The sequence below is a fragment of the Micromonospora sp. ZG13 genome (assembly GCF_059359355.1).
Genome location: NZ_JCADBQ010000010.1, coordinates 13,314 through 31,091, shown reverse-complemented (window position 1 = coordinate 31,091; position 17,778 = coordinate 13,314). Strand labels below are relative to the sequence as shown.

The window sequence follows — 17,778 nt, the reverse complement described above, 5'->3', positions numbered from 1 at the left end:
ACGGCGGCACCCCAGACGGACCGGCGGCCGCCCCACCGCCGGCGTCCGGTGGCGGGCCGATCCGGGCGGGTCAGCGGTCCGGGTCCGGCGGCGCGGCCGGGAGGCGCACGTCGACCACCGGGCCGAGGACGAAGACGGCCGGCGGGGCGATCCGCTCCCGGACGGCCACCGCGCCGATCTCGTCCAGCCGGGCGGTCACGGCGCGCTGGTCGGGATGCCCCGCGTCCTGCACCGCGAGGACCGGGGTGTCCGGGGCCCGGCCGTGCTCGACCAGCACCGCGGCGATCTTGTCGACGGTGTCCACGGCCATCAGCAGGACCAGGGTGCCCCGGGCCCGCCCGAGCGCCGCCCAGTCGACCAGCGAGTCGGGGTGCCCGGGCGGCAGGTGCCCGGAGACGACGGTGACGTCGTGCGCCACGCCCCGGTGGGTGACCGGCACCCCGGCCAGGGCCGCCGCGGCGACCGCGCTGGTCACTCCGGGAACCACCGTCACGTCCACCCCGGCCGCCACGCAGGCCTGCACCTCCTCGTGGCCGCGCCCGAAGACGTACGGGTCGCCGCCCTTGAGCCGGACCACCCGCCGCCCGGCGCGGGCGTGCGCGACGAGGGTGGCGTTGATCGCGTCCTGCCCCATCGACGGCCCCCGGGGCACCTTCGCCGCGTCGACCACCTCGACACCCGGGCGCAGCCCGGCGAGCAGCCCACGCGGGGCGAGCCGGTCTACCACCACCACGTCCGCCGCCTCCAGCAGCGCCCGGCCCCGTACGGTGATCAGATCGTCCGGCCCGGGACCGCCGCCGACGACGGCGACCTGGCCGGGGCGCGGAGCGTGCTCGTGGTGCTCCCCCGGCCCGTGCCGATGCTCGTGCCCGCCGTGCCCGTGACCGCCATGCTCGTGCCCGCCGTGCCCGTGGCCGCCGTGCCCGTGCGCATGACCCCCGTGTCCGTGGTCGTGGTCGTGGTGGTGGCCGCCGACCGGGTCGTCGGGGTGGTCGTGCGGGGTCTGCGGCCGGCCGACCTTGTCGGCGAAGCCCGGCATCAGCACCCGGTACGCGCAGGTGTCGCAGTTCATCCGGATGTCCCCGCGACGCGCCTCGGCGTGCCGTTCGAGGACCAGGTCGGCGAGGGCGTCGCAGTCGCCGATCAGGTCGGCCACCCGCACGTCCAGGTCGGGGTGGGCGGCGGCGAACGCGGCCGACTGGGCGACGATCCGGTCCGGCAGCACCCCGGCGAAGAGGAAGTACGGCGCGACGACGATCCGCCGGGCGCCGAGCCGGCGCAGCCGCTCCAGCACCGCCGGCACCGACGGCTCGGCCAGCGAGACGAAGCCCGGCTCGACGCCGGCGTAGCCGCGCCCCTCCCAGAGCAGCCGGGCCACCTTGGCGACCTCGGCGTTGGCGTCCGGGTCGGTCGAGCCGCGCCCGATCAGCGCCACCCAGGTACCGGCCCGGTCGGCGCCGGCCAGCGCGGCGTCGACGCGCTGCTCCAGAGCGGTGTGCAGCAGCGGGTGCGGGCCCAGCGGCCGGCCGTAGACGTAGCTGAGGCCGGGATGGCGCTCCCGCTCGCGGGCCAGCGCGGCGGGGATGTCGCCCTTGCCGTGCCCGGCGGCGGTCAGCACCAGCGGCAGCGCCACCAGCGAGCGGTGCCCCCGCTCGACGAGCGCGCCGACCGCGTCGGTGAGCGGCGGCCGGGACAGCTCGATGAAGCCGCCCTCGACGTCGCCGAGGGTGCCGGCGGCGCGGCGGCGTACCCGCTCGACGAACGCGATGAACTGCTCGACCCCGGCCGCGCTGCGCGTGCCGTGCCCGACGATGACCAGAGCGGTCACTGCTCCTCCTCCACGTACAGCAGGGCGTTGAGGGCGGCGGCGGCGACCGCCGAGCCGCCCTTCTCGCCCCGGTTGGACACCCCGGGCAGGCCGCTGGCCCGCAGGGCCGCCTTCGACTCGGCGGCGCCGACGAAGCCGACCGGCAGCCCGACGACCAGCGCCGGTCGGGCGTCCAGGGTGATCAGTTCCTCCAGTGCGGTCGGCGCGCAGCCGACCACCCACACCGCGCCCGGGCCGACCCGCTCCAGGGCGATCCGCACCGCCGCCGCCGACCGGGTGATGCCGGCCGCGCGGGCCAGCTCGGCGGCGGCGGGCTCGGCGACCGGGCAGACCGTCTCCCGGCCGGTGATGCCCGCGGCGACCATCGCCACGTCGGTGACCACCGGCGCGCCGGCGCGCAGGGCGGCCAGCCCGCCGGCCAGGGCCGCCTCGTCGCAGACCAGGTCGGCGACGTAGTCGAGGTCGGCGCTGGCGTGCACCACCCGCTCGGTGACGGCCCGGGTCAGCGGCGGCAGGTGCGCCAGGTCGACCCGGGAGCGCAGGATGCGGTACGACTCCCGCTCGATGGGGTGCACGACCCGGCTCACGCCCGCACCTCCGTCGCGGCCACGCCGTAGCGCTCGTCGTAGCGGCGCAGCTTCCACAGCGCCACGGCCCCGGCCCAGGCGAGCACGAACAGGGCCACGACGGCGTATCCGAGCTGCTCGAAGTGCCCGGCGATGCCCGCGTACCCGGACAGCACCGACACGCCGAGATGGTCGACCAGCAGGCCGGCGGCGTAGACGCTGGCGACGAGGGCGCCGACGAGCACCGTGACGGCGGTGGTCGCCAGGTTGTAGTAGAGCCGGCGGGCCGGCTGCCGGTACGCCCACGAGTAGGCGCGGCTCATCAGCAGGCTGTCGGCGGTGTCCATGGCCGACATCCCGGCGGCGAAGAGCAGCGGCAGGGTGAGCAGGGCCAGCACCGGCAGGCCGCCGGCGGCGGCCGTGCTCGCCGACAGGGCGAGCAGGGTCACCTCACTGGCGGTCTCCAGGCCCAGGCCGAAGAGGAACCCGACGGGCGCCATGTGCCACGAGGAGCGCACCAGCGCCCGGGCCCGGGAGCCGAGGACCCGCTGCACCAGCCCCCGGTTGAGCAGGTGCAGGTCCAGCTCCCGCTCGTCCAGGTCGCCGTGGCGCAGCCGCCGCCAGAGCCGGGCCAGGCCGGCCAGCACCGCCGCGTTCAGGGCCGCGACCAGGGCGAGGAAGACGGTGGCGGTGAGGATCGCCACCGTGGCGCCCACCTCGCGCGCCTCGGCCAGCCCCGGCCCGGCGAGATTGGCCGAGGCGAGGCCGACGACCAGGGCCAGCAGCAGCACCACCGCGCTGTGCCCGAGCGCGAAGAAGAAGCCGACGCCGACCGGGCGCCGCCCGCGCAGCAGCATCAGCCGGGTGGTGTCGTCGATCGCCGCGATGTGGTCGGCGTCGAAGGCGTGCCGCACCCCGAGCAGGTACGCCAGCGTGCCGGCCCCGGCAAGGCCGCCGGCCGCGGCGGGCTGGTCGTTCCAGTACAGGTAGAGGCTCCAGCCGGCGACGTGCAGCACGGCGACGGCGAGCACGATGCCGCCGAGGCGTACCCGTTCGGCGCGGCCCCACGGTCCGGCCGGTGGTGCGGTGCTGAGCGCGGTCGAACTCATCGGGTCCCTCCACGTTCGTCGGTGTCCGTGGCGCGGATCGCGTCCACCGGGCAGATCTCCAGGCATTCCAGGCAGCCCGTGCAGCGGTCGGCGCGTACGGCGAGGCCGCCGGGCACCGGCCGGATCGCGTGCGTCGGGCAGGTGAGCAGGCAGGCGCCGCAGCCCTGGCAGGCGCCGATGGTCACGGCCGCCACCGGTACCCCCTCGGGGTGACCATCCGGCCGGCGACGATGCGGGTCTGGCTGCTGCCCACCACCACGACGCTGTACATGTCGACCAGTGCCGCGTCGAGGGTCGCCAGGGTGGCCAGGTGCACCCGCTCGCCGGCCCGGCTGGCGTTGCGCACCACCCCGACCGGGGTGTCCGGCGGCCGGTGCGCGGCGAAGACCTCCAGCGCCGCGCCGAGCTGCCAGTCCCGGGCCCGGCTGCGCGGGTTGTAGAGCAGCGCCACGAAGTCGCCCTCGGCCGCGGCGGCCACCCGGCGGGCGATGACCTCCCACGGCGTGTGCAGGTCGGACAGGCTCAGGTAGGCGTGGTCGTGGCCCAGCGGCGCGCCGAGCAGCGCCCCGGCGGCCAGCGCGGCGGTCACCCCGGGCACGCCGAGCACGTCGATCCGCTCGTCGGCGTACTCGAGGGCGGGGCTGGCCATCGCGTACACGCCGGCATCGCCGGAGCCGACCAGCGCCACGGCGTGACCGGCGGTGGCCTCGGCGACGGCGGCGCGGGCCCGTTCCTCCTCGGCGCCGAGCCCGCTGGCGAGCACCCGGGTGCCGGGGCGCAGCAGGTCGCGGACCTGGTCGACGTACTGGTCGAGGCCGACGACCACGGCGGCGCGGCGCAGCTCGGTCACCGCGCGGGCGGTGCGCAGGTCCGGCGCGCCGGGCCCGAGGCCGACGATCGCCAGCCGGCCGCGCGGGGCGTGCCGGGCGACGGCGACGGTGGCCATCGCCGTCGCGGTCTTAAACACCAGCAGCTCGGCGCCGCCGCCGAGCAGCGCCGCCGCCTCGGCGACGCTGGGGGTGCCGACGGCGGCGCGGACCACCTCGCTGGGGTGCGGCACGTCGACCGCCGCCAGCGCCGCCGCCGGATGCGTCACCAGCGGTACGCCGAGCGCGTCGACGGTCGCCCGGATGCCCGCCTCGTCGGCCTTGATGTCGGCGCTGGCCAGGTGCCGCAGGCTGGCCGGGCTGAGGCCGGCCTCGGCGAGCACCCGCGCCAGCAGGCCGCGCACCTCGTCGGCTTGTACGCCCCGGCTGGCGCCGACGCCGACGACCAGCGACGGGGGCCGCAGCACGGCGGTCCGGTCGTCGAGCGGCACCACCCGGTCGGTGACCAGCAGCCGGTACCCGCCGCCGTCCCCGGGCGGCCCGTCGGGGGCGGGCCGCCCCTCGGAAGCGGACACCCCGGACGCCCCGGGTGCCCCGGCGGGAGCGGGCGGCCCGGCGGGGCGCACGTTGTCGGGCAGGGCGGGCAGCGGCCAGGTGGCGTCGGCGACGAGGGTCACCGGCTCGCCGTCGAGGATGGCACGGCTGACGGCCGCGACGGCGCCCTCGACGGGCCAGCCGAGGGTGTCCAGCCCCGGCAGGCCGGCGGCGTCGGTGGCGGTGGTGACCACCGGGGCGGCGTCGAGCAGCGCGCCGACCTGCCCGGCGAGGTCGTTGGCGCCCCCGGCGTGGCCGCCGAGCAGCGCGATCGCGTGCCGGGCCGCCTCGTCGACCACCACCACGGCCGGGTCCGTGCGCTTGTCGCCGAGCAGGGGCGCGAGGACGCGTACGACCGCCCCGGTGGCCAGGAACGCCACCACGGCGTCGTACCCGGCCCAGGCGGCGCGCAGCGCGTCCGCGACGGTGTCCGCCGTGACGACGCGGGCGTGCGGCCAGGCGTCGGCGAGGGTGCGGGCGTGCCGCCGGCCGGCGGCGGTGGCGGCGACGAGCCCGATCCGGGTCGGCTGGTCCGTGGCGGCGGGCGGGTGGTTCACGGGCGCTCCCCGGTGAGGACGACCACCGGGTTGGTGGCCGCGAGTCGGATGGAACCGCCGGGCAGGTCGGCGAGGCGGGCGGCGGAGAGCTGGACGCCCTGCACCGCGTAGCCGGCGGCGCGCAGCAGCCCGAGGGCGGGGGCGACCCGGTCGACGGCGGCGAGGGCGGCCACCACCCGGTCGGGCCGGCGGTGCGTCACGGCGGCGAGCACGTCGGTGCCGCCGCCCCCGACGAAGACGGCGTCGGGATCGGGCAGCCCGTGCAGCGCCCCGGGGGCGGCGCCGACGACCACCCGCACGTCGACGCCGTGCCGGGCGGCGTTGGCGCGCACCGGTGCCGCCGGGTCACGCTCCACCGCGATCACCGCCGCGCCGAGCAGGGCGCACTCGATGCCGACCGAGCCGCTGCCCGCGCCGACGTCCCAGACCAGCCGGCCGAGGCGGGGACGCAGCCGGGCCACGGCGAGGGCGCGTACCTCCGACTTGGTGATCATGGAATCGCGGTGCGCGTAGGCGGACTCGGGCAGCGCCCACCCGCCGGGCGGCGCGGCGGCCGGCTGGTTGTCCGCCCGCATCCCGGCCGCGCCGGGCTCGCCGGCGAGGCTGAGCAGCACGTGCGGGTCGACCCAGTCGCGCCCGGCGGCCTGCTCGGGGGTGGTCTCGGTGAGCCGTTCGGCGTCGGTGCCGAGGTGTTCGGCGACGACCAGGCGGCGGGTCCAGCCGACCAGCCCGGCGCCCAGCTCGGCGGCCCCGGCGCCCGGGGCGGTGAGCACCGCGACGGCGGGCAGCGCCCGGCAGGCGTTCAGCGCGGGTCGCGGGTCGCGGCCGTGCGCGGTGACCACGGCTGCCCCGTCCCAGGGCAGGCCGGCGCGGGCGAACGCGGCGGCCACGCTGGACACGGCCGGCAGCACCCGCAACGGCAGCCCGGCCGCCCGCAACGCCCGGACCACCCCGAACAGCCCGGGATCGCCGCTGGCCAGGACGACGGCGGGACTCCCGGCGGCGACGGTGTCGGCCAGCCGCCCCAGCGCGGGCGCCAGCGGCCCGAGGGCGACGGTGTCGGCATCGGCCGGCAGGCGTACGGCGGCCAGGTGCCGCGCCGCGCCGACCACCAGCCGGGCCGCGGCGAGCGCGGGCGCGGCGGCGGGGTGCGCGGGCCCGCCCGCGGCGTCGATCCCCACCACGGTCACCGCCGGCCCCGTGGCACCGCCCGGCCGGTCGCCGGTCACGCCGCCCACCGCCCGGACGAGGCGACCACCCGGTCGCCGGCGAAGTCGACCATGGCGACGTCGACGGTGACGGCGTCGCCGGCGAAGCGCAGCAGCACCTGGCGCACCCGGCGGCAGAGCAGGTCGCCGGCGGGGCCGAGCAGCCCGGCGGCCTCCCACAGCTCGTACGCGTGCCGCCCCGTGTTCGCCGCGGTGACCGCCGCCACCAGCGCGGGGTCGCCGCCCGCCTCGGCGGTGACCGCCCCGAGCAGCGACAGGTCCACCTTGGACCGGGTGTAGTGGGTCATCAGGATGCCGGCCGCGAGCTTGGCCAGCTTGCCGGCCATCCCGACGAAGACCACGCCGGTCATCCCGTCACCCACGGCGGCGGTGACGGCCGCGCCGGTGAAGTCGCCGACCTCCACGAAGCACACCTCGGGCAGCTCCGGCAGCAGCGCGCGGGCGGCCCGCTCGGTGCGCCCGCCGGTGCAGAGCACCACGGTCCGCTCCCCCTGGGCGGCCATCACGTGCACCGCCTGCACCACGCTGGCCCGCCAGGAGGCGGTGGAGAACGGGCGGACGACGCCGGTGGTGCCGAGGATGGAGATGCCGCCCAGGATGCCGAGCCGGCGGTTGGTGGTCTTGCGGGCCATGATCTCGCCGCGCGGCACGCTGACCACCACCCGCACACCCACCTCGCTCAGGTCGACGACCTCGGCGACGGCCTGGCCGATCATGCGGCGCGGGGTGTCGTTGATGGCCGGCCCGCCGACGGGCAGGCCGAGGCCCGGCCTGGTGACCGTGCCGACGCCCGGCCCGCCGTCGAGGCGCAGCCCGGGCGCGTCGTGCCAGCTCACGGTGGCGGTCAGCTCCGCACCGTGCGTGACGTCCGGGTCGTCGCCGGCGTCCTTGACCACCACCGCCTCCGCCCACGCGCGGCCGTCGACCTCGCAGCGGGCCACCGGGAAGCTGACCCGCCGCCCGGCGGGCAGCCCGATCTCCACCTCCCGCTGCGGCACGCCGGTGACCAGGGCGGTCAGCGCCGCCTTGGTCGCCGCCGTCGCGCAGGCACCGGTGGTCCACCCGGTGCGCAGCGCGGTGGGCCGGACCTTCGCCGTACGCGGCAGGTCCGGCTCACGCAGCGGCGGCTCGGCGTACGTCATCAGGCGCGCCCGTCCCCCGGTGTCCCGCCGCCCGCGCGGGCGCGGCGCAGGTCGGCGCGGGCGGCCGGCTCGGCCCGGCGGAAGGTGTGGAAGTGCCCGGGGTGGTAGAGGTGCGAGCGGGTGCCGACGGCGGCGAGCGCCGGGCCGACCAGGAAGAGGGTGTGCTTCCAGAGCTTGTGCTCCTTGACGGTGGCCTCCAGGTCGCCGAGCGCGCACCGCACCACCAGCTCGTCGGGCCAGGTCGCCTGGTACGCCACCACGACCGGGGTGTCGGCCGGGTACCCGCCGGCCAGCAGCTCGGCCTGCGCCTGGCCGGAACGGGCGGCGGAGAGGAACAGCGCCATGGTGGTGCCGTGCCGGGCGAACTCGCGGACCCGCTCCCCCGGCGGCATCGGGGTCTTCCCGCCCTCCAGCCGGGTGAGGATCACCGACTGGGCGACCTCGGGGATGGTGAGCTCCCGGCCGACGATCGCCGCGACGGCGGTGAACGACGACACGCCGGGGACGATCTCCACGGCCAGGCCGAGCGCCCGGCACAGGTCGAGCTGCTCCTGCACCGCGCCCCACAGCGCCGGGTCGCCGGAGTGGATCCGCGCCACGGTCAGCCCGTCGGCGGCGGCCCGCTGGTAGAGCGGCAGCACGCCCTCGATCGGCAGCCGCGACGAGTCGACGATCTCCGCGTCACCGCGGGCGTGGGCGAGCACGTCGGCGTGCACCAGGCTGGCGGCCCAGACCACCACGTCGGCCGCGCCGATAACCCGGGCGGCGCGCAGGGTCAGCAGGTCCGCCGCGCCGGGGCCGGCCCCGACGAACCACACCTTGCCCGTGCTGGTCGGCGTGCCCTCGTCGGCGTGCCCCGCGATCGGCGTGGTGCTCAAAGCTTTCCTCCCCTACGGTCCCGGCGGGCCGGGACGAGCAGCGTCGACAGGTACGGCAGGTCGTCGGCCGGGTCGGTGACCGGGCCGATCCGCTCGCCGGGCAGCCCGAGGCCCCGGCCCAGCACGGCGTCGCCGAGGCGGCCCTGCCGGCGCAGCTCGGCGACCAGCTCGGCGTGCCGCCGCCAGCCCTTGTAGGCCACGACGGTGCCCGGGCCGGCGAGCGCGTCGGCGAAGAGCGCCAGCCCGGCGGTGGCCGGCAGCAGGGTCAGCGGCTCCCGGCCCTCGCACAGCGGCACGCCGCTGCGCGCCGCGAGGTCCTGCATGGCGGTGATGCCGGGGACCGTGCGCACCCCGACCCCGGGGCGCAGGGCGCGCACGCCCTGCGCGAGGTAGCCGAAGGTGGAGTAGACGTTCGGGTCGCCGATGGTGGCGAAGACGATCGCGCGGGCGCCCCCGTCGACCGCGTCGGCCACCGCCCGGGCGGCGTCGTCCCAGGCGCGTTCCCGGCGGGCGGTCACCCCGCCCCGGTCGTCGAGGGCGAACGGCAGCCGGCGCAGCCGCCCCGGCGCGACGTGCGCGGCCACGGTGACCTCGGCCCGGCCCGGGGGCGCGTCGCCGTCCGCGGCGAGCCGGTCCATCACCGGTACGAACACCACGTCGGCCTCGGCCAGCAACCGGGCCGCCCGCAGGGTGAGCAGTTCGGGGTCGCCGGGACCGACCCCGACCCCGGTCAACGTCGCCGCGCCGTCGCGCCCGACCACCGGCACGCCCCTCTCGCGCGCGGTCCCCGGGTCGCGGCTGCCGTGGCCGGCCGCCTGGTCGCGGCTGTCGTGGCCGGTCACCGGGTCGCGGCCCTCGGCCGCCGGCATGCCGCCGTCGTGCCCGCTCGCCGGCACGCGGCCGTGGCGCCCGGTCACCGGGCCGCCGCCTCGACCAGGCGGCGGGCGGCGTGCGGGTGGCCGGCCCAGTGGGTGTGCAGGTAGGAGGCGTGCACCCGGTCGGTCACGAAGCCGTGCTCGGCGCCGTCCCAGCGCCAGGCCGGCCGGTCGCCGTGCCCGGGGTCGGTGACGGTGCGGTGGAACTCGTGGCCGCGTACGGGGTCGCCGGGGCGGTGCAGCGGGGAGCCGGTGACGGCGACGGCGTCGCGGTAGCCGAGGGTGAGCCGGTCGGTCATCCGGGCGGTCAGGTCGAGCCGGCCGCACATGGGCACCCCGTCGAGCTGCCGGCCGAGGTAGAGCAGGCCGGCGCACTCGGCGACGACCGGGCCGTCGAAGTCGGCCAGCTCGGCGCGGAGCGTGGCGTTGTCGGCGAGCTGCGGCGCGTACGCCTCGGGGAAGCCGCCGCCGACGACCACCGCCCGGGTGCCGGCGGGCAGGCCGGGGTCGCGCAGCGGGTCGAAGGAGACCACCGTGGCGCCGGCCGCGGCGAGCAGTTCGGCGGTCTCGGCGTACGAGAAGGTGAAGGCCGGCCCGCCCGCGACCGCGACCACGGGACGCCCGGTGCCGGCGGGGCCGCCGACGGCGGCGACCGGATCCCAGGCCGGCGCGTGCAGGGGGCCGGCGGTACGCGCCAGGTCGAGCACGGCGTCCAGGTCCACGGTGGCCGCCACGAGGTCGGCGAGGGCGGCCACGATCGCCACGGACTCCGGTGCCCGCTCGGCGACCGGCACCAACCCGAGGTGGCGCGCCGGGGCGGCGACCTCGGCGGCGCGGGCGACCGCCCCGAGCACCGGTACGCCCACCTCGGCGAGCGCGTCGCGCAGCAGCGACTCGTGCCGGGGCGAGCCGACCCGGTTGAGGATCGCGCCGCCGATGCGCACGTCGGGGTCGAACGCGGCCATCCCCAGGGCGAGCGCGGCGGCGGAGCGGCCCTGCGCGGTGGTGTCGAGCACCAGCAGGACCGGGGCGTCGACCAGGCGGGCGACGTGCGCGGTGGAGGCGTAACCCCGACGGCCGACCGCGCCGTCGTGCAGCCCCATCACGCCCTCGATCACGGCGACGTCGGCGGGCGTCGGGCTGGCGGCGCCGTGGCGCAGCAGCGGCGCGACCCGCTCCTCGCCGACCAGCCACGGGTCGAGGTTGCGCCCGGGGCGACCGGCGGCGAGGGCGTGGTAACCGGGGTCGATGTAGTCGGGGCCGACCTTGTGCGGGCTGACCACCAGGCCGCGGCGGCGCAGCGCGGCGAGCAGCCCGGTGGCGACGGTGGTCTTGCCGTGCCCGCTGGCGGGCGCGGCGACCACCACGCGCGGCAGCGCCCACGGCGCGGCCGGGTCGAGGGGAGGCGCGGCGGCGGCCGGACCGGCGGGCGGGTGCCCGGCGGGCGCGGCGGGCCCCGAGGGGCGCCGCTGGTCGGCGCGCCGGCCGGGGGCGGTCACCATTCGATGCCCTTCTGACCCTTCTGGCCGGCGTCCATCGGGTGCTTGACCTTGGTCATCTCCGCGACCAGGTCGGCGGCGTCGACCAGGCGCGCGTCGGCGTCCCGGCCCGTGATGACGACGTGCTGGAAGCCGGGACGGTTCGCCAGGGTGTCGACGACCTCGTCCACGTCCACCCAGCCCCACTTCATCGGGTAGGTGAACTCGTCGAGCACGTACAGGCCGTAGCGCTCAGCGGCCAGGTCGCGCTGGATCTGCCGCCAGCCCTCCAGGGCGTCGGCGGCGTGGTCGGCCGCGCCGCCGCGCTGGATCCAGGACCAGCCCTCGCCCATCTTGTGCCAGGCGACCGGGGCGCCCTGTCCGGTGCGCTCGTGCACCTCGCCGAGGGCGCGGAAGGCGTTCTCCTCCCCCACCCGCCACTTGGCGCTCTTGACGAACTGGAACACCCCGATCGGCAGCCCGGCCGTCCAGGCCCGCAGCGCCAGCCCGAACGCGGCGGTCGACTTTCCCTTCATCTGTCCGGTGTGCACCATCAGCAGCGGCCGGTGGCGCCGCTGCCGGGTGGTCAGCCCGTCGGCGGGCACGTGGGACGGCTTGCCCTGCGGCATCAGGCAACGCTCCTGTTCTCCCCGCCGCCGACGCCAACGACGGCGGTGGTGGTGGTCGCGGCGGTCGAGGTCGCGGCGATCTTGGTAGGAAAGGGCCCCTCTGGGGGCCGTTTCTCGCCAAGATCTGCGGCGGACCGCCCGTGCGGGGCTCGGCGGGACGCCGGCGCGGGGGTGGGGCGGGCGGCGGCGAGGGTGGTGAGGGGGGCGGTGGTCACCTCGTCGAGGCGGTGGTGGGCGGCGTCCAGTTGGGCGGCGAGGCGACGGGCCAGGCCGAGGCGCACGGGACCGCTCTCGCAGTCCACGACGACGCAGGGCGCCCCGGTCGCGGCCAGCACACCCGCCGCGCGGGCCGCCCGGTCGAGCGGGCGGTCGCCGGCGGTGGCCCGGCCGTCGGTGACGACCAGCACCAGGGGACGGCGGCGCGGGTCGCGCAGCCGCTCGACCCGCAACAGCTCGGCGGCGGCCAGCAGGCCTTCGGCCAGCGGGGTGCGCCCGCCGGTGGGCAGCTCGGCCAGCCGTGCGGAGGCGGCGAGCACCGACGAGGTGGCCGGCAGCAGGGTCTGCGCGGCGGCGCCCCGGAAGGCGACCACCGCGACCTTGTCCCGGCGCTGGTAGGCGTCGGTGAGCAGCGCCAGCACGGCGCCCTTGACGGCGGCCATCCGCGTGCGGGCGCCCATCGAGCCGCTGGCGTCGACCACGAAGAGCACCAGGTTGCCCTCGCGTCCCTCGCGGACGGCCTCGCGGACGTCGTCGGGGCGCAGCCGCAGCGGCCCGCCGACCCGACCCCGGGCGGCCTGGTGCGGGGCGGCGGCCCGGACCGTCGCCGGCAGGTGCAGCGCGCCGGACCGGCCGGTCGGCACCCGCGCCCCGGTGGTGCGGCCCCGCCCGGTGCGGGCCCGGGAGCGGCGGCCGGGCACCCCGTCACCGATCCCGGGCGCGGTGAGCAGCCGCGCCTTCAGCCCCTGCCGGGGTACGGCCACGGCCTGTCCGGCGGCACCTGGCCGGGCGGGGACGTCCTCGACCGTGTCGCCCCCGCCGGCGCCGGGTGGGCCGGCCGAGGTGTCCCGCCCGGGCGCGGGGTCGCCGCCGGGCCGGTCCGGCCAGTCGCCCTCGCCCGGCCGGTCCGGCCACGTGTTGTCGCCGCCGTCCCGGCCCGGGTCGCCGTCGCGGCCGAGGCCCGGCCCGTGGGCGGCCTCGCCGTGCCCGCCGGCACCCGCGCCCCCACCGGCCGGCGCGGAGCCATCCGCGTCGCCGTCGTCCGGGGCGCCGCCGCCCGCACCCGGGCCACCGGATCCGCCGCCCTCCGGGCCGGAGTCCGGACGGCCGCCGGGGCCGCCGGAACCGCCCGGGTCGTCGTCGGGGTCGTCGTCGCGGACCCGGTCCAGGGCCTCGTCGAGTCGCTTCTCGTCCAGGCCGGGCGTGTCGAACGGGTCCCGGCGGCGTCGGTGCGGCAGCGCCAGCCGGGCGGCGACCCGCACGTCCTCCACCGTGACCGCGTCCCGGCCGTGCCAGGCGGCGTGCGCCAGCGCGGTACGGGCGGTGACGATGTCGGCGCGCATGCCGTCCACATCGAACGCGGCACACACCTCGGCGATCTGGCGCAGCGCGGCGTCGGGCAGCAGCACGTGCGCCAGCCGCTGCCGGGCGACCGCCACCCGGTGGGCCACCTGCGCGTCCGCCTCGGCCCAGCGGGCGGCGAAACCGGCCGGATCGGCGTCGGCGGCCAGCCGTCGGCGGACCACCTCGACGCGTACGGCCGGGTCGCGGCTGGCGCCGACCTCGACGGTGAGTCCGAACCGGTCCAGCAGCTGGGGGCGCAGCTCCCCCTCCTCCGGGTTCATCGTGCCGACCAGCAGGAACCGCGACGCGTGGCTGACCGAGACGCCCTCGCGCTCCACGTGGCAACGGCCCATGGCGGCGGCGTCGAGGAGGAGGTCGACCAGGTGGTCGTGGAGCAGGTTGACCTCGTCGACGTAGAGCAGCCCGCGGTGGGCGGCGGCGAGCAGGCCCGGCTCGAAGGCACGTACGCCCTCGCCGAGGGCCTTCTCCAGGTCGAGCGAGCCGACCACCCGGTCCTCGGCCGCGCCGACGGGCAGCTCCACCAGCCGGGCGGGACACCGCTCGGCGGCCGGGGCGCCCGGGTGCGGGCCGTCCGGGCAGGACGGGTCGGGCGCGGCCGGGTCGCAGGCGAAGCGGCAGCCGGCCACCCGGTCGACCGGCGGCAGCAGCGCCGCCAGGGCCCGTACGGCCGTGGACTTGGCGGTGCCCTTCTCGCCGCGCACGAGCACCCCGCCGATCGCCGGGGAGACGGCGTTGAGCAGCAGGGCCAGCCGCATGTCGTCCATGCCCAGCACCGCGCTGAACGGGTAGGTGGTCATGAGCGTTCCTCCAGGTCGCCCTCGCTGGCCAGGTACGTCTCCCGGAGCCGGTCCAGGGTGGCCGGCTCGGGCTCGGCCCACAGGCCCCGGTCGGCCGCCTCCAGCAGCCGCTCGGTGATGCCGCGCAGCGCCCACGGGTTCGACCGCTCCAGGAACTCCCGGGTGGTGTCGTCGAAGACGTACGCGGCGGCCAGGTGCTCGTACATCCAGTCGTCGACGACGCCGGCGGTGGCGTCGTAGCCGAACAGGTAGTCGACGGTGGCGGCCAGCTCGAAGGCGCCCTTGTAGCCGTGCCGGCGCATCGCGGCGATCCACTTCGGGTTGACCACCCGCGCCCGGAACACCCGCCGGGTCTCCTCGCCGAGCGTGCGGGTGCGTACGTCGTGCGGCATGGCCGAGTCCCCCACGTACGCGGCCGGAGCGGCCCCGGTGAGGTGGCGGACCATCGCCACCATCCCGCCGTGGTACTGGAAGTAGTCGTCGGAGTCGACGATGTCGTGCTCGCGGGTGTCCTGGTTCTTCACCGCCACGGCGATCCGGGCGAAGGAGCGTTCCATGTCGGCGCGCGCCTCCCGCCCGTCCAGCCCCCGGCCGTAGGCGTAGCCGCCCCAGACGGCGTACACCTCGGCGAGGTCGGCGTCGCTGCGCCAGTTGCGGGCGTCGATCAGCGGCAGCAGCCCGGCCCCGTACGCGCCCGGCTTGGAGCCGAAGACGCGGGCGGTGGCCCGCCGCTCGTCGCCGTGCTCGGCGAGGTCGGCGGCGACGTGGGCGCGCACGAAGTTCTCCTCGGCGGGCTCGTCGAGCGCGGCCACCAGCCGCACCGCGTCGTCGATGAGCGCGACCACGTGCGGGAAGGCGTCGCGGAAGAAGCCGGAGATGCGTACGGTCACGTCGACGCGGGGGCGGCCCAGCTCCGCCGTCGGCACCACCTCGACGCCGGTGACCCGCCGGGACCGGTCGTCCCAGGTGGGGCGGCAGCCGAGCAGGGCCAGCACCTCGGCGATGTCGTCGCCCTGGGTGCGCATGGCGCTGGTGCCCCAGACGGTGAGCCCGACCGAGCGGGGGTACTCGCCGGTGTCGGCGAGGTGCCGGGCGAGCAGCGAGTCGGCCAGGGCCACGCCGACGTCCCAGGCGTTGCGGCTCGGGACGGCCTTCGGGTCGACGGAGTAGAAGTTGCGGCCGGTGGGAAGCACGTTGACCAGCCCCCGGGTGGGCGAGCCCGACGGGCCGGGCGGCACGAACCGCCCGTCCAGCGCGCCCACCACCCGCTCGATCTCGTCGGTCGTACGGTCCAGGCGCGGCACCAGCTCGGTGGCGGCGAAGCGGAGCACCGCGGCGGCGTCCGGCACGGCCCGCCCGGCCACCTCCTCGACCACCGCGTCGACGGCGTCGGCGTCCCAGCCGAGGGTCTCCATCCCGACGACCAGCCGGCGGGCCAGCGCCTCGATCAGGTCGACCGCGTCGGCGGCGGTGACGCCCGGCCCGTCCACGGTCTCGGTCAGCGCCTCGGGCACGGCCAGCCGCTCCCCCGGGGCGGCGAGCAGCGCCTGCTCGTCCAGCCCGTACGCGGCGGCCAGGGCCTGCCGCAGCCCGGGCAGCGCGCGGGCGCCGCCCCACACCTGCGGGGCGCGCAGCACGGCGAGCACGAGGTTGACCCGGGCCTCGCCGGTGGGCGCGGCGGCGAGGACGTGCAGGCCGTCGCGGATCTGCACGTCCTTGACCTCGCACAGGTAGCCGTCGAGGTGCAGCACGAAGTCGTCGAAGTCGTCGGCGTCGGGCATGGCCTCGGCGTGCAGGTCGTGGTGCAGCTCGGCGGCGCGCACCAGGTCCCAGATCTGGGCCCGCACGGTCGGCACCTTGGCCGGGTCGAGGGCCTGCACGGTGGCGTACTCGTCGAGCAGCTGCTCCAGCTTCGCCAGGTCGCCGTACGTCTCGGCGCGGGCCATCGGCGGCACGAGGTGGTCGACGACCACGGCGTGCGCGCGCCGCTTGGCCTGGGTGCCCTCGCCGGGATCGTTGACGATGAACGGGTACACCAGCGGCAGGTCGCCGAGGACGGCGTCCGGGGCGCAGCCGGCGGCCAGCCCGAGGCCCTTGCCGGGCAGCCACTCCAGGGTGCCGTGCTTGCCCAGGTGCACCACGGCGTCCGCGCCGAACCCGCCGTCCGCGACGGGCGCGGCCAGCCAGCGGTACGCGGCCAGGTAGTGGTGGCTGGGCGGCAGGTCCGGGTCGTGGTAGATGGCGATCGGGTTCTCCCCGAAGCCGCGCGGCGGCTGGATCAGCAGCACCACGTTGCCGAAGCGCAGCCCGGCGAGCACGATGTCGCCGCCGTCGGTGTAGAGCGCGCCGGGCGGCTCACCCCAGTGGGCGAGCATCCGTTCCCGCAGCTCCGCCGGCACCTGCGCGAACCAGCGCCGGTAGACCTCCCCCGGCACCCGTGCCTCGGCGGCGCCGAGCTGCTCCGGGGTGAGCCACTCGACGTCGTGGCCGCCGGCGGCGATGAGGGCGTGGATGAGCGCGTCGCCGTCGTCGGGTGCCGGGGCGTCGCCGAGGTCGTAGCCGGCCTCGGCCAGGGCGGCGAGCAGCCGCACCGCCGAGGCGGGGGTGTCCAGGCCGACGGCGTTGCCGACCCGGGAGTGCTTCGTCGGGTACGAGCTGAGCACGACCGCGAGCCGCTTGTCGGCCTGGGGCACGTGCCGCAGCCGGGCGTGCCGCACGGCGATGCCGGCCACCCGGGCGGCCCGCTCCGGGTCGGCGGCGTAGGTGGAGAGCCCGTCGGCGTCGATCTTCTTGAACGAGAACGGCACGGTCACGATCCGGCCGTCGAACTCGGGGATCGCCACCTGCATGGCGGCGTCCAGCGGGGACAGCCCGGCGTCGCTGTCGGCCCACTGCTCGCGGGTGCTGGTCAGGCAGAGCGCCTGGATCACCGGCACGTCGAGAGCGGCGAGCGCGCCCACGTCCCAGGCGTCCTCGTCGCCCCCGCCGGAGGCGTCGGCGGCGACCGCGCCGCCGGCGGCGAGCACGGTGACCAGCAGGGCGTCGCAGCGGGCGAAGAGCCCGAGCGGGCCCGCGCCGGCGGTGAGGCCGCGCAGCGAGCCGCAGTAGATGGGCAGCGGGTCCCCACCGGCCGCGTCGACGGCGTCGGCGAGGACGTCGACGAACCCGGTGTTCGCGGCGAGGGCGTGCGCCCGGTAGAAGACGATCCCGACGGTCGGCCGGTCCGGCCGCGCGGGCCGCTCGCCGTGGATGCCGTACGTCGGGGTGGGCGAAGGCGGCGCGAACCCCTCGCCGGTGAGCAGCACCGTGTCGGAGAGGAAGCGGGCGAGCTGCGCGAGGTTCTCCGGCCCGCCCTCGACCAGGTAGGCCAGGGCCTGGGTGGCCACCCCGGAGGCCACCGTGGACGCCGCCATCAGCTCCGCGTCCGGCACGTTCTCGCCGCCGAGCACGACCGTCGGCACGCCGGAGGCCAGCACCGCCGCGAGCCCGTCCGGCCACGCCTGCCGGCCGCCGAGCAGGCGTACGACGGCGAGGTCCACGCCGTCGAGCAGCGCGAGCACGGCGTCGGCGGCGACCCGGGCGGGGTTGGCGAGCCGGTAGTCGGCGCCGCTGGCGCGGGCGGCGAGCAGGTCGGTGTCGGCGGTGGACAGCAGCAGGATGCGCACGCGTGGCTCCGGAGAGTGACGCC

At 77.8% G+C, this 17,778-nt stretch carries 11 protein-coding genes and 2 pseudogenes; all 13 read right to left on the bottom strand.

What is annotated here, in order from left to right:
* Positions 1 to 70: 70 nt before the first annotated feature.
* The gene (gene cobA, locus AC5L34_RS20340) at positions 71 to 1,828 is read right to left on the bottom strand and encodes a uroporphyrinogen-III C-methyltransferase (protein ID WP_494826434.1); all 1,758 of its coding nucleotides are present in this window, start codon (positions 1,826 to 1,828) and stop codon (positions 71 to 73) included.
* Positions 1,825 to 2,415, bottom strand: coding sequence for a precorrin-8X methylmutase (locus AC5L34_RS20335; RefSeq protein WP_441176656.1), 591 nt, complete (start codon positions 2,413 to 2,415; stop codon positions 1,825 to 1,827). Before AC5L34_RS20335 ends, cobA begins: the two co-directional genes overlap by 4 nt.
* Complete coding sequence (locus tag AC5L34_RS20330) at positions 2,412 to 3,410, bottom strand: HoxN/HupN/NixA family nickel/cobalt transporter (protein WP_494826605.1); 999 nt, start codon at positions 3,408 to 3,410, stop codon at positions 2,412 to 2,414. Before AC5L34_RS20330 ends, AC5L34_RS20335 begins: the two co-directional genes overlap by 4 nt.
* Before the next feature lie 63 nt (positions 3,411 to 3,473).
* Positions 3,474 to 3,697: pseudogene (locus AC5L34_RS20325) on the bottom strand (DUF362 domain-containing protein); the annotation flags it as partial.
* Complete coding sequence (cobJ, locus tag AC5L34_RS20320; RefSeq protein ID WP_494826432.1) at positions 3,685 to 5,481, bottom strand: precorrin-3B C(17)-methyltransferase; 1,797 nt, start codon at positions 5,479 to 5,481, stop codon at positions 3,685 to 3,687. The gene cobJ and the pseudogene AC5L34_RS20325, both read right to left, overlap by 13 nt.
* Positions 5,478 to 6,719, bottom strand: coding sequence for a precorrin-6y C5,15-methyltransferase (decarboxylating) subunit CbiE (cbiE, locus tag AC5L34_RS20315; RefSeq protein ID WP_494826430.1), 1,242 nt, complete (start codon positions 6,717 to 6,719; stop codon positions 5,478 to 5,480). The genes cobJ and cbiE overlap by 4 nt, the downstream gene beginning before the upstream one ends.
* A complete protein-coding gene (locus AC5L34_RS20310; RefSeq protein ID WP_494826428.1) occupies positions 6,707 to 7,852 on the bottom strand; it encodes a cobalt-precorrin-5B (C(1))-methyltransferase in 1,146 nt (381 codons plus the stop codon). The genes cbiE and AC5L34_RS20310 overlap by 13 nt, the downstream gene beginning before the upstream one ends.
* Positions 7,852 to 8,730, bottom strand: a complete 879-nt coding sequence (gene cobM, locus AC5L34_RS20305; protein WP_441176660.1) for a precorrin-4 C(11)-methyltransferase — start codon at positions 8,728 to 8,730, stop codon at positions 7,852 to 7,854. Before cobM ends, AC5L34_RS20310 begins: the two co-directional genes overlap by 1 nt.
* Positions 8,727 to 9,647: a precorrin-2 C(20)-methyltransferase gene (cobI, locus tag AC5L34_RS20300; protein ID WP_494826426.1), complete on the bottom strand. Its 921-nt coding sequence runs from the start codon at positions 9,645 to 9,647 to the stop codon at positions 8,727 to 8,729. The genes cobM and cobI overlap by 4 nt, the downstream gene beginning before the upstream one ends.
* Positions 9,644 to 11,107 (bottom strand): cobyrinic acid a,c-diamide synthase CobB, encoded by a 1,464-nt coding sequence (locus AC5L34_RS20295; RefSeq protein WP_494826424.1) that lies wholly within the window; start codon positions 11,105 to 11,107, stop codon positions 9,644 to 9,646. Before AC5L34_RS20295 ends, cobI begins: the two co-directional genes overlap by 4 nt.
* Complete coding sequence (cobO, locus tag AC5L34_RS20290; protein WP_494826422.1) at positions 11,101 to 11,712, bottom strand: cob(I)yrinic acid a,c-diamide adenosyltransferase; 612 nt, start codon at positions 11,710 to 11,712, stop codon at positions 11,101 to 11,103. Before cobO ends, AC5L34_RS20295 begins: the two co-directional genes overlap by 7 nt.
* A gap of 179 nt (positions 11,713 to 11,891) precedes the next feature.
* Positions 11,892 to 14,090 (bottom strand): annotated as a pseudogene (locus AC5L34_RS20285) (VWA domain-containing protein); the annotation flags it as partial.
* Positions 14,087 to 17,755, bottom strand: a complete 3,669-nt coding sequence (gene cobN / locus AC5L34_RS20280) for a cobaltochelatase subunit CobN (RefSeq protein WP_494826421.1) — start codon at positions 17,753 to 17,755, stop codon at positions 14,087 to 14,089. The pseudogene AC5L34_RS20285 and the gene cobN, both read right to left, overlap by 4 nt.
* Between the last annotated feature and the right edge of the window lie 23 nt (positions 17,756 to 17,778).